General features: G+C 68.7%; 13 protein-coding genes. 10 read left to right on the top strand and 3 right to left on the bottom strand.

Translation table 11 applies throughout. The features are described from left to right. The first annotated feature begins 26 nt into the window (after nt 1-26). From ACMAUO_RS09860 to ACMAUO_RS09880, 5 genes are all read left to right on the top strand, one after another. Entirely contained in the window at nt 27-707 is a 681-nt protein-coding gene (locus ACMAUO_RS09860; RefSeq protein ID WP_420356725.1) for a winged helix-turn-helix domain-containing protein, read from the top strand. Nucleotides 708-832: 125 nt separating this feature from the next. Beyond that, on the top strand, nt 833-2,386 hold the full coding sequence (locus tag ACMAUO_RS09865) for a sensor histidine kinase (RefSeq protein ID WP_420356726.1): 1,554 nt from the start codon (nt 833-835) through the stop codon (nt 2,384-2,386). A gap of 20 nt (nt 2,387-2,406) precedes the next feature. Further along, nucleotides 2,407-2,742 carry a hypothetical protein gene (locus ACMAUO_RS09870; protein WP_420356727.1) on the top strand — a complete coding sequence of 112 codons (336 nt, stop codon included), beginning with the start codon at nt 2,407-2,409 and terminating at the stop codon, nt 2,740-2,742. Then, nucleotides 2,739-3,482 (top strand): SIMPL domain-containing protein, encoded by a 744-nt coding sequence (locus ACMAUO_RS09875; RefSeq protein WP_420356728.1) that lies wholly within the window; start codon nt 2,739-2,741, stop codon nt 3,480-3,482. The genes ACMAUO_RS09870 and ACMAUO_RS09875 overlap by 4 nt, the downstream gene beginning before the upstream one ends. Before the next feature lie 10 nt (nt 3,483-3,492). Continuing rightward, nucleotides 3,493-3,996 carry a YaiI/YqxD family protein gene (locus ACMAUO_RS09880; RefSeq protein ID WP_420357253.1) on the top strand — a complete coding sequence of 168 codons (504 nt, stop codon included), beginning with the start codon at nt 3,493-3,495 and terminating at the stop codon, nt 3,994-3,996. 56 nt (nt 3,997-4,052) lie between these two features. On the opposite strand, the gene infC is transcribed toward ACMAUO_RS09880, so the two are convergent. The 3 genes from infC to ACMAUO_RS09895 form a co-directional block, all read right to left on the bottom strand. Then, complete coding sequence (infC, locus tag ACMAUO_RS09885) at nt 4,053-4,574, bottom strand: translation initiation factor IF-3 (protein WP_114725527.1); 522 nt, start codon at nt 4,572-4,574, stop codon at nt 4,053-4,055. Between the two features lie 573 nt (nt 4,575-5,147). Then, nucleotides 5,148-7,079: a threonine--tRNA ligase gene (gene thrS / locus ACMAUO_RS09890; protein ID WP_420356729.1), complete on the bottom strand. Its 1,932-nt coding sequence runs from the start codon at nt 7,077-7,079 to the stop codon at nt 5,148-5,150. A gap of 41 nt (nt 7,080-7,120) precedes the next feature. Then, nucleotides 7,121-8,023 carry a glycosyltransferase family 9 protein gene (locus ACMAUO_RS09895; RefSeq protein ID WP_420356730.1) on the bottom strand — a complete coding sequence of 301 codons (903 nt, stop codon included), beginning with the start codon at nt 8,021-8,023 and terminating at the stop codon, nt 7,121-7,123. 388 nt (nt 8,024-8,411) lie between these two features. Here ACMAUO_RS09895 and ACMAUO_RS09900 point away from each other — a divergent pair, with 388 nt between their 5' ends. From ACMAUO_RS09900 to murA, 5 genes are all read left to right on the top strand, one after another. Beyond that, the gene (locus tag ACMAUO_RS09900) at nt 8,412-9,677 is read left to right on the top strand and encodes a glycosyltransferase family 4 protein (RefSeq protein WP_420356731.1); all 1,266 of its coding nucleotides are present in this window, start codon (nt 8,412-8,414) and stop codon (nt 9,675-9,677) included. After that, nucleotides 9,667-9,909 (top strand): hypothetical protein, encoded by a 243-nt coding sequence (locus ACMAUO_RS09905; RefSeq protein WP_420356732.1) that lies wholly within the window; start codon nt 9,667-9,669, stop codon nt 9,907-9,909. Before ACMAUO_RS09900 ends, ACMAUO_RS09905 begins: the two co-directional genes overlap by 11 nt. A gap of 24 nt (nt 9,910-9,933) precedes the next feature. Next, complete coding sequence (locus ACMAUO_RS09910) at nt 9,934-10,128, top strand: hypothetical protein (RefSeq protein WP_420356733.1); 195 nt, start codon at nt 9,934-9,936, stop codon at nt 10,126-10,128. A gap of 80 nt (nt 10,129-10,208) precedes the next feature. Further along, nucleotides 10,209-10,763, top strand: coding sequence for a dCTP deaminase (gene dcd / locus ACMAUO_RS09915; RefSeq protein WP_420356734.1), 555 nt, complete (start codon nt 10,209-10,211; stop codon nt 10,761-10,763). A 10-nt stretch (nt 10,764-10,773) separates the two neighbouring features. Continuing rightward, a complete protein-coding gene (gene murA, locus ACMAUO_RS09920) occupies nt 10,774-12,036 on the top strand; it encodes a UDP-N-acetylglucosamine 1-carboxyvinyltransferase (RefSeq protein ID WP_420356735.1) in 1,263 nt (420 codons plus the stop codon). Nucleotides 12,037-12,047 lie beyond the last annotated feature (11 nt).

Genomic DNA, 12,047 nt, shown 5'->3' on the forward strand with positions numbered 1-12,047 from the left:
CGAAGCCAGAGCGGAGCGGGACCGACATGCATATCCTGGTCGTCGAGGATGATCCGACCGTACGCAATTTCGTCGCCAAGGGCCTGCGCGAGGCCGGGCACCTGGTCGAGCCGGTGGATAACGGCAAGGACGGGCTGTTCCTGGCGGTCAGCGAGAATTTCGACCTGATCATCCTGGACCGCATGCTGCCGGGCGGCATCGACGGGCTGCGGCTGCTGGAGACCATCCGCGCGCAGAACAACACCACCCCGGTGCTGCTGCTGTCGGCGCTGGCCGATGTGGACGACCGGGTGCAGGGCCTGAAGGCGGGCGGCGACGACTACGTGACCAAGCCCTTCGCCTTCAGCGAACTGCTGGCGCGGGTTGAGGCGCTGTCGCGGCGCGGCCGCAACGAGAATGCGCCCCAGACGCGCCTGAACGTGGCGGACCTGGAAATCGACCTGCTGTCGCGCAGCGTGCGGCGTGCCGGCCAGCGGATCGACCTCCAGCCGCGCGAATTCAGGCTGCTGGAATATCTGATGCGCCATGCCGGCCAGGTCGTGACCCGCACCATGCTGCTGGAAGGCGTGTGGGACTATCATTTCGACCCGCAGACCAACGTGATCGACGTCCATGTCTCGCGCCTGCGCCAGAAGGTGGACAAGCCCTTCGATTCGCCGCTGATCCATACCATCCGCAATGCCGGCTACATGCTGCGCGCGGACTGAAGCAGGACAAGGCCCCATGCACGCCCACGCCCCACGCCACCCCGCCGCCCTGAAGACCGCCGCACGCTCCGGATTGCTCCGGCCCCGGACGGCCGGGCGCTAGGGGCGGGGTCGCGCGACCCGTCATGTCATCCACGGGGCAGACATTTCCGGGCGGAGAGCGGCGGCGGCGGTTCCGGCTGCCGCGTTCGGCGGGCCTGCGCTTCTCGCTGGGCTACGGGCTGCTGTTCGCCCTGTCGTCGATCCTGTTCATGTCGTTCATCTGGTGGGGCACCATCGGCTTTCTGGAACGGCAGGTGGAAACCGCGATCAATGCCGACGCGCGGGCCCTGAGCCAGCGCTGGACCGAAGGCGGGCTGCCGACGCTGGCGCTCACGATCGATGACCGGCTGGAACAGAACCTGGATGACGACGCGATCTACCTGATGGTGGACCCGACCGGCCATCGCCTGGCCGGCAACCTGTCGGAATGGCCGACACAGGTGGTGCGCAGCGACCGGTGGTATTCGCTGGAAGTCACGCGCGCGGGCATGCGCGACACGGCGCAGATCCATGCCTTCAACCTGCCTGGCGGCTTCCGCCTGCTGGTGGGGCGCGACGTGCGCGCCCGCGCGGTGCTGCGCCGGCTGCTGACGGATTCGCTGCTGTGGGCGTGGATGATGGTCACGCTGCTGGCGATCAGCGGCGCCGCGCTGGTCCACAGCATGTTCCGCCGCATGATCAAGTCGGTGGCGCAGACCACGCAGGCCATCGCGCATGGCGACCTCTCCCGCCGCATGCCGCTGGTCGGCAATGGCGACGAGCTGGACCAGGTGGCCGAGGCGATCAACGAGATGCTGGACCGCATCGTGCGGCTGATGGACGGCGTGCGGCAGGTCTCCAACGCCATTGCCCACGATCTGCGCACGCCCATTACCCGCGCCCGCACCCAGCTTGAGGATGCCGCCCTGCATGCCCGCGACACCGGGGAGCTGCGCGCGGCCGTGGAACGCGCGGTGGGCGACCTGGACAATGTCACGTCGGTGTTCGAGGCCCTGCTGCGCATCGCGCAGATCGAGGCCGGGTCCCGCCGGTCGGCCTTCGCGCCGTTCGACCTTGTGCCGCTGCTGGCCGATATCGGCGACCTGTACGAAGCCGTGGCCGAGGAACGCCAGATCCATCTGGTGCTGCGCCTGCCGCCCAGCGTGCCCTTTTACGGCGACCGGGCGATGATGCAGCAGGCGGTGGCCAACCTGCTGGACAATGCCATCAAATTCTCGCCCGAAGGCGGCACGGTGACCCTGGCCGCCGCCCTGGGCCCCGCCCTGCCCGGCCTGGCCCTGGCCACGCCGACCCGCGACGTGGTCTCGATCGCCGTTACCGACGAGGGGATCGGCATGAACGAGGCCGACCTTGCCCGGGCCTCGGAACGCTTCTTCCGCGCCGAAGCCGCGCGCAACACGCCGGGTGCCGGGCTGGGCCTGTCGCTGGTGCAGGCGATCGTGCAGTTGCATGGCGGCACGCTGCGCCTGTATCCGCGCCAGCCGGGGCTGGCGGTGCGGATGGTGATGCCGGTGCCGCGCGAAGCCCCCCGGACCGGCCGCCTGCCCCGGCGGGCCGCCGCCCCCACCCCCGGCCCGGCCCCGGCCCTGGCCCGGGTAACGGAGACTTCACGATCGCCCCATGAGGGTGACACATGACGAACCCTAGGCTCGAATCCATGAATTCACAGCCCCTTGCGATCACGGCACTGGCGGTCATGAGCCTCTGCCTGTGCGGCCAGGCCCCCCCGCCGGACATGGCGGCATCGATGGCGGCAAGTGCCCACGAACCAGCCGAGCCCGACCATCCGCATCCGGTCGTCGTCACCAGCGACAGCCGCGCCTTCTGCAACCGACTGGCCGCCGCCATCGACGCCTATGGGCCGCCCCTGCGGCACGATGTCGACGATCTGCGCGCCCAGGGCACGCATCTGTGCCATGAAGGGAAAGTCCGTTCGGGAATCGTTCAACTGCGCCGCGCCCTGATGGCGCTGAAGGAAGATACGCATTCATGACCGCGTTCCGCCGCCACGCCCTTGGGGCCTGCGCCCTGACCGCCGCGATCCTCGTGCCGTTCGCCGCCTCCGCCCAGGACATGCCGCCCGACCAGGGGCCGGGCATGCCGGAAATGCTCCCCCGCCACGCCGCGACCGGCACCGCGCTGACCCTGTCGGGCACCGGCACCGTCCATGCCGCACCCGACCAGTTGACCGCCATCCTGTTCGCCGAGGCCAGCGCCGCCAGCGCGGCGGCGGCACAGGAGCGCGTGAACAGCCTGGCCAACGCGGCCATCGACGCCGGCAAGGCCGGCAGCTTCACGACCGTGACCGAGAATTATTCGGCCGATCATAACGAGGGCGGCAAGGCCCCGGCCTGGACCGCCCGCCAGACCATCCGCCTGACGGGCGCCGACGGCGCGGCGCTGCTGACGCTGGTGGGCCAGCTTCAGGCGAAGGGGCTGGCCCTGAGCGGCCTCGACTGGTCGCTGTCGGCCGACCTGCGCCAGAGCCTGATGCGCCAGGCCGAGGCCGCCGCCCTGACCGATGTGCGGCAGCGCGCCGACGCCGCCGCCAAGGTGCTGGGAATGAAGATCACCTCGATCCGCTCGATCACGCTCTCCGACCGGGGCATGCCGCGCCCGATGCCGATGATGATGATGGCCCGCGCCGCCTCGGCACCCGTGGCACCCGGCGCGCCGGCCGAGCAGCAGGATGTGTCGGCCACCGCGTCGGCCACGTTCGTGCTCACGCCGTGAGGGGGTCGTTCTGACCCGGATCTTCATCGACGCCGACGCCTGCCCCGTCCGCGACGAGACCTATCGCGTGGCACAGCGCCATGGGCTGCAGACGTTCGTGGTGTCGAACCGGCTGATCGCGATTCCGTCCTCTCCGCTGATCGAGCGGGTGGTGGTGACCCAGGGGATGGATGTCGCCGACGACTGGATCGCCGAGCAGGCCGGCGCGCGGGATATCGTGATCTCGGCCGATATTCCGCTGGCGGCGCGATGCGTGGCGAGCGGGGCCTGCGTGCTGGACCCGCGCGGACGCATCCTGGACGCGGACGCGATCGGCATGGCGCTGGCGATGCGCAACCTGATGGAGGATCTGCGCTCCACCGGGGCGATCATGCAGGGTGGGCGCGGGTTTACCCGTGCCGATCGCTCGACCTTCCTCTCGGCGCTGGATACCGCCGTGGTCCGGGCCAGGAAGGGCGGGGCGGGTGCCATGCGGCCCCAGTGGAGACGGCCCCCGGACGCCGACGCGCCATAAAAAAAGGCCCGGACGGAGCGTCCGGGCCTTTTTCCTTGGTCAGAGTGTCGTCCCGCTCAGCGGGGCGAGAGCACCATGATCATCTGGCGGTTTTCGAGCTTGGGCATCTGCTCGACCTTCGCCTGTTCGTCCATCTCGGTGCGGATGCGTTCCAGCACCTTGATGCCGAGGTCCTGATGGGCCATCTCGCGGCCACGGAAACGCAGCGTTACCTTGACCTTGTCGCCCTCGCCGATGAACGACTTCATGGCGCGCATCTTCACCTGATAGTCGTTCTCATCGATATTCGGCCGGACCTTGACCTCCTTGATCTCGATGACCTTCTGCTTCTTGCGGGCCTCGTTCCGCTTCTTCTGCTGCTCGTACTTGAACTTGCCGTAGTCGAGGATCTTGGCGACCGGCGGTTCGGCGTTCGGGCTGATTTCCAGCAGATCGAGGCCAACGGCATAAGCCCGTGCCAGGGCATCGCGCGTGGGCATGACGCCGAGCATCTCGCCTTCCGCGTCGATCAGACGCACCTGCGGAACGCGGATTTCCTCATTGACACGGGGGCCCTCGCGGTTAGGCGGAGTGGGCATCGGAGGTCTGGCTATGGTCGGCTCCTGTATTTGTCTTCATGTCCGGAGCCTCTGTCGCCCGAGCCCGCCAGGACCGGCGCGTTCGCCTGCCGCGCCCGCGTCTGCGGGATGAAGCGTGACCGCATCCCGCGCGCCCCGGGCGGTATCCATCCCCGGGGCCTGTTCCAGCTATAGGGCCGGAACGGCGCGATGGCTTTCCGGACTGGCCGTTATTGACCCAAACAGGCTATCCAGATCAAGCATTCTCGTCGCATGGCCGTTCGATTCAGCCATGCACCGGCAGCAGATGCACCGCGATCGCCCCCTGAATACAGCAGGTCACGGGCCAATCGGGACAAAAAACGATTCTGTGAGAGCGGTCCCAAGGACCGTGCCGGATCGCCATCAGCGCCGCGCATTCATCACCGGTCAGGCCCGAAAGCCTGATTGGAAATGGGGGCTCGTGAGCGAGAGCGGCCCTTCAGGGCCGCGCCCGTCGTGTGTTTCCGAGCATCGGAGCGGAGCGGCCTTGATGGCCGCCCGCCGCGAAGCACAGGAAACGCGCGCCGGATCGCCACCAGCGCGCATTTACAATCAGGCTTTGCGGCGCAGGTCGGGGGGGAGGGCTTCCTCCGCCAGGGCATCCACCGCCGCGTCGAGCGACAGGACTTCCTGGGCCGCGCCGCCGAGGCGGCGCATGGCCACCGTGCCTTCCTCGGCCTCCTTGCGGCCCACGACCAGGATCACCGGCACCCGCGCCAGGCTGTGCTCGCGGATCTTGGCGTTGATCTTGTCGCTGCGCGTGTCGGTCTCGACCACCAGGCCCGCCGCGCGCAGTTCGGCGGCCACCTGGTCGGCATAGGGCGCGGCATCGGTGACGATCGAGGCCACCACCACCTGCACCGGCGCCAGCCACAGCGGGAACCGGCCGGCATATTGCTCGATCAGGATGCCCAGGAAGCGCTCGAACGAGCCCAGGATGGCCCGGTGCAGCATCACCGGGCGATGGCGGGCGCTGTCCTCGCCGACATAGCTGGCATCCAGCCGCTCGGGCAGCACGTAATCGACCTGCAAGGTGCCGCACTGCCAGTCGCGGCCGATGGCGTCGCGCAGCACGAACTCCAGCTTCGGGCCGTAGAAGGCGCCTTCGCCGGGGTTGTATTCATACTCCACGCCGGCCAGGCGGCAGGCCTCGATCAGCGCGCCCTCGGCCTTGTCCCAGGTCTCGTCGGTGCCGGCGCGCTGCTCCGGGCGGTCGGCGAACTTCACGCGGAAGCTCTCGAAGCCCAGATCGGCATAGACTTCGGCCAGCATGCGCACGAAGCGCGCGGTCTCGGCGGCGATCTGGTCGTCGGTGCAGAAGATGTGCGCGTCGTCCTGCGTGAAGGAGCGCACGCGCATGATGCCGTGCAGCGCCCCCGAGGGCTCGTAGCGATGGCAGGCGCCGAATTCGGCCATGCGCAGCGGCAGCTCGCGGTACGAGCGCAGGCCGTGGCGGAAGATCTGCACGTGGCACGGGCAGTTCATCGGCTTGAGGGCGAGGGTCTTGTCCTCGTCCTCGACGGTCGCGATGAACATATGCTCGCGATATTTGTCCCAGTGGCCCGAGGCCTCCCACAGCGCGCGGTCGACGAGCTGCGGGGTGCGGACTTCCTCGTACCCGCCCCGGATCTGGGCGCGGCGCATATAGTCCTGCAGCGCGGTGTAGATCCGCCAGCCCTTCGCGTGCCAGAAGATCGAGCCCACGGCCTCTTCCTGGATATGGAACAGGTCCATCTCGCGGCCGATGCGGCGATGGTCGCGCCGCTCGGCTTCCTCCAGCCGGTGCAGGTGGGCGTCCAGTTCCTTCTGGTCGCGCCAGGCGGTGCCGTAGATACGGGTCAGCATCGGGTTGCGATGATCGCCGCGCCAGTAGGCGCCGGCCACCTTCATCAGCTTGAAGGCGTTGCCGATATCGCCGGTGCCGCGCATATGCGGGCCACGGCACAGATCCAGCCAATCGCCCTGGCGGTAGATCGAGATCGTCTCGCTCTCCGGCAGGTCGCGGATCAGCTCGGCCTTGAAGCGCTCGCCCTTGTTCTCGAAGAAGCGGATCGCCTCCTCGCGGGGCCATTCCTCGCGCTCGAAGGGGGCGTTGGCCGCTATGATCTCGCGCATGCGGGCCTCGATGGCCGCGAAATCCTCGGGCGAGAAGGGCTCGTTGCGATAGAAATCGTAATAGAAGCCGTTTTCGATCGACGGGCCGATGGTGACCTGGGTGCCCGGCCACAGCGACTGCACCGCCTCGGCCAGCACATGGGCGGCGTCGTGGCGGATCATCTCCAGCGCCGCATCGTCCTTGCGGGTGATGAAGCGCACCGAGGCGTCGTGCGCGATCTCGCGCGACAGGTCCATTTCCTTGCCGTCGACTACCATCGCCAGGGCGGCACGGGCCAGGCCGGGCCCGATGGACGCCGCCACCGTCGTGCCCGTCACCGGCCCGTCGAAATGGCGAACGGATCCGTCAGGCAGGGTGATGGCAGGCATGATGTCGATGCTCCGATAAACAGGAAGAGCCTGTAATGGCGTCAGGCGACCGAGGCCGCAACCCTCTCCACACCCAGAAGCGCCAGATCGTCAACCCGCAGCACCCGAACCTGCCCCGGCGTGCGGCCCTGCGGCGCGGTGCGGGCCGGGTCGCTGTCGCGCGAGAACAGCACGGTGGAGGGGCAGCCCATGGCGGCGGCCAGGTGCATCGGCCCGGTATCGTTGCCCACCGCCAGCGTGGCGCGGGCGGCAAGGCCCGCGAGGTCGCGCAGGCTGGTGCGGCCGGTCAGATCCGCCGCCTCGGGGCAGGCGGCGCGAATGGTTGCCGCCAGGTCGGCCTCGGCCGCCGTGCCGACGATGACCGGCGTGAGCCCGCGTGCCGCCAGCAGGCGCGCCAGCGCGCCGAACCGTTCGGCGGGCCAGCGCTTGGCGGGCCGATGCGGTGCGGCCCCCGGCACCAGAAGCGCATAAGGCCCCGGCAGCACCGGGCCGCCATCGGCGAGCCAGGACAGGTCGGGGTCAGGCACATGGTCGATGCCGGCCCGGCGCAACTGGTCGCGCTGGCGGGCACGGGTGTGCATGAAATCGCGCTGTGGGTTGTCGTGCGGCCAGCAGGCACCGGCCGCGATGCCCGACCAGCGCGGGCGCCCGGCCAGACGGAAATAGCGCGAGGAACGGCCGGAGGTCTGGAGGTCGTACACCGCGTCGAAGCCCGCCATCTGCCCACGCAGCCGCATCAGGCCGCGCAGGTCCCGCCAGGCGGGCCGGGAATCCACAACCACATGGTCGAACCACGGGGCGGATTCCATCAGCGCCGCGAAGGGCGCGGTGGTCAGGAGGGTGATGTCGGCGTCGGGATAGCGGGCACGGATGGCCGCGAAGGGCGCGAAGGCCAGGACGAGGTCGCCCAGCGCCCCAAGCTTGATCACGAGAACGCGCTTCATCGACTCTGGATAATGCAGAACGCCCCGGATGCAAACAGCACCCGCCCGCATCATGTGCGGCGGGGCGGACCGGAGGCGCGCGGAGAAAAAACAGGGATAGCCCGGCACCGCCCCCGGGATCCGACGCGGTCGGTCACGGACAGGGCGGCACCGGGAAAAGGGACGGCAGCGAACGCTCGCCCTTCTTCATGAAGGTTTCCGTTTCTTCTTGATTCTTCTTATTCTTCTATCTTCTTGGAGGCGCTTCGGCCCCTTGACCATCTCTATACCCAACCCCGATCCGAATGTCGATGTTACACGATCACATATCACGTAATCGTGATCAATCGCATTGCGGGACGGTTGCCGGCCGATGCGTGGCCGGTTCATTCATGCTAGACAGGCCTTTATGGACATGCCTGTCGCCCGCCCTGTCATTCTTCAGGTTCTGCCCGCGCTCGATGCCGGCGGGATCGAGCAGGGCACGATCGACATGGCGCAGGCCATCACGCAGGCGGGGGGCGTAGCGCTGGCGGCCTGCGCCGGCGGCCGCATGCTGCCGCGCCTGACCTATAGCGGCGGCATCCATGTTCCGCTGGACCTGCGGGCCAAGAATCCGGTTTCCATCCTGCTGAACGCGCGCCGGCTGGCGCGGGAAATCCGCGCGCGCGGCGTGCATCTGGTCCATGCGCGCTCGCGCGCGCCGGGCTGGTCGGCGGCGCTGGCCTGCCGGCTGACCGGCGTGCCGCTGGTGACCACCTGGCATGGTGTCTATCGCGAGAATGTGCCGGGCAAGCGCCGCTATAACGCCGTCATGGCCTCCGGCCAGCGGGTGATCGCCATCAGCGCCTTCATCGCCCGGCGCCTGGCCCGCGATTATCGGGTGGGGCCGGACCGGCTGCGCGTGATCCCGCGCGGTGCCGACACGGCGCGCTTCGACCCGGCCGTGATACGCGGCCCCCGCATCCAGGCGCTGGCCGATCAATGGGGCCTGCCCGAAGATGCCGCGATCATCATGCTGCCGGGCCGCCTGACCCGCTGGAAAGGCCAGGCCCTGCTGCTGGAGGCCCTGACCCGGCTGGAGGCCCAGGGCGGCGGCGAGCGCCCCTGGGCCTGCGTCTTCGTCGGCCCCGGCCGGCGGCGCGACCGGTTCGGCGACAGCCTGAAACAGATGGCGCAGGCCCGGCCGGCCCTGCGCGGGCGGGTGTTCTTCGCCGGCCATTGCGCCGACATGCCGGCGGCGCTGGCGATGGCGGACGTGGTGGTGGTGCCCTCGCTGGAGCCCGAGCCGTTCGGCCGCGTGGTGGTCGAGGCCCAGGCGATGGGCCGCCCGGTCGTGGTGGCGGCGCATGGCGCGGCGATGGAAACCGTGGTGGACGGGCAGACGGGCCTTTTGGTACCCCCCGGCGACCCCGACGCGCTGGCGGCGGCGATCGGCACCATGCTGCGCCTGACGCCGGACGAGGCCATGGCATTGGGCACCACCGCCCGCGCCCATGTGCTGGCCCACTACACCACCGAGGCCATGCAGCACGCGACGCTGGCGGTCTATGACGAAATCCTGGGGTCCAGCCTGGCCGAATGGTTCGCCTGGCAGAATGCCCAGCCCGCCGGAGACACGCTTGAGGACCCGGCCCTTTTACAGGAAGCGACCCCTTATACCGATGCCCAATGATCCGTTCCGCGCCAATCCGCCGCAAAAGACCCCCACGCCGCGCCTGGTTTCATGGGCCCAGAGTGCCGCCCTGTTCTGCTTCGGTGCCAGCATCCTGCTGGAATTCGGGCAGGCGCAGTGGCACTGGCCGCTGTTCGGCCGGGGCTGGCCCATCCTGGGGCTGGATATCGCCGGCGCGCTGCTGATGGCGGCATCCCTGGTCTTTCTCGCGGCGAGCCGCCGCAAGCGCTGATCTTTCCGCAAACGGGCTATTGTCATGACCGACTCCCCTCCCCCCCTGACCAAGGTCCAGAAGGCCGAGATCGCGCGGCAGGAGCGCCTGGCGCGCGAGGCCGCGGCCCTGCGGGCCAACCTGCGCCGCCGCAAGCAGCAATCCCGCGCCCGCGCCGATACCATTGGTGACGAGACGACGCCCGCACCCGCCGCAGAGACGACAAAAAGCGGGAGTTGATTGCGGTCGGGCCCGGCCTTCGCTAGTGGTCTGCGCAGATACGAGAAGATATTCGCCCCACGCGACGCAAGGGACCGCACATGCCCATTATGCCCGATAGCTGGATTCGACGCATGGCCCAGGAGGGCGGCATGATCGAACCCTTCGTGGAACAGCAGAAGCGCGAGGGCGTGATCTCCTACGGCCTGTCGTCCTATGGCTATGACGCGCGGGTGGCCGAGGAATTCAAGATCTTCACCGATGTCGACAACGCCCTGGTCGACCCCAAGGATTTCGCGGCCAACAGCTTCGTCACGCGCTCGGGGCCGACCTGCATCATCCCGCCCAACAGCTTCGCGCTGGCGCACACGGTCGAATATTTTCGCATTCCCCGCGATACGCTGGTGGTCTGCCTGGGCAAGTCGACCTACGCCCGCTGCGGCATCATCGTGAACGTCACCCCGCTGGAGCCCGAATGGGAAGGCCAGGTGACGATCGAGATCAGCAACACCACCCCGCTGCCGGCGCGCATCTACGCCAATGAGGGCATCTGCCAGTTCCTGTTCTTCCAGGGTGCCTCGCCCTGCGAGGTCAGCTATGCCGATCGCGCGGGCAAATATATGGGCCAGCGCGGCGTCGCCACCCCCCGGATGTAGGACACCCGCCATGGACCGTTTCATCATTCACGGCGGCCACCGGCTGCGCGGCGACATCGTCATCGGCGGCGCCAAGAACGCGGCGCTGAAGCTGCTGGTCGCCGGCCTGCTGACGTCGGAGCGGCTGGTGCTGCGCAACGTGCCGCGCATCGCCGACATCACGACTATGCGCCGCCTGCTGGAACAGCACGGCGTCACGGTCGAGGATATCGAAGGCGACGGCGGGACGCTGGCCGTCGGCGGCAGCATCACCAATACCGTCGCGCCCTATGACATCGTGTCGCAGATGCGCGCCTCGATCCTGGTACTCGGCCCGCTGCTGGCCCGCTGCGGCGAGGCCCGTGTTTCCCTGCCCGGCGGCTGCGCCATCGGTACCCGCCCGGTGGACATGCACCTGAAGGGGCTGGAGGCGCTGGGCGCCGAGATCTCGCTGGAAGGCGGCTATATCAACGCCCGCGCCCCGCGCGGGCTGGTGGGCGAGCGCATCGTCCTGCCCTTCGCCTCGGTGGGCGCGACCGAAAACCTGCTGATGGCCTCCTGCCTGGCGCGCGGGCGCACCGAGATCATCAACGCGGCGCGCGAGCCGGAAATCGCCGACCTTGTCGCCTGCCTCAACAGCATGGGCGCGCGCATCACCGGCTCGGGCTCCGGCACGCTGACGATCGAGGGCGTGGAAGCCCTGCACGGCACCACGCACAGCGTGATGCCCGACCGCATCGAATGCGGCACCTATGCCTGCGCCGCCGCCATCACCGGCGGCGAACTGCGCCTGATCGGCGGCCGGGCCGAGCATCTGGGCGCGGTGGTCCGCACGCTGGAGGAAGCCGGCGTGGAAGTGTTCCAGGAGGACGACGCCCTGCGCGTGCGCCGCACCGGGGCGCTACGCGGCGTGGATATCATGACCGAGCCCTATCCCGGCTTTCCCACCGACATGCAGGCCCAGTTCATGGCCATGCTGTCGGTCGCCGAAGGGGCGTCGATGGTTACCGAGACCATCTTCGAAAACCGCTTCATGCATGTGCCCGAGTTGAACCGCATGGGCGCGCGCATCAACGTCCATGGCTCGTCCGCCATCATTCGCGGCGTGCATTCGCTGTCGGGCGCGCCGGTGATGGCGACCGATCTGCGGGCCTCGTTCTCGCTGATTCTCGCGGGGCTGGCGGCGCATGGCGAGACCATTCTGAGCCGGGTCTATCACCTCGATCGTGGCTATGAAGCTGTGGAGCGGAAGCTGGCGCAGTGTGGGGCGCAGATCGAGCGCGTGAAGGATTAAGGCCTTCTTTT

The organism is Gluconacetobacter brunescens, assembly GCF_048695475.1.
Taxonomy (GTDB): Bacteria; Pseudomonadota; Alphaproteobacteria; order Acetobacterales; family Acetobacteraceae; genus Gluconacetobacter.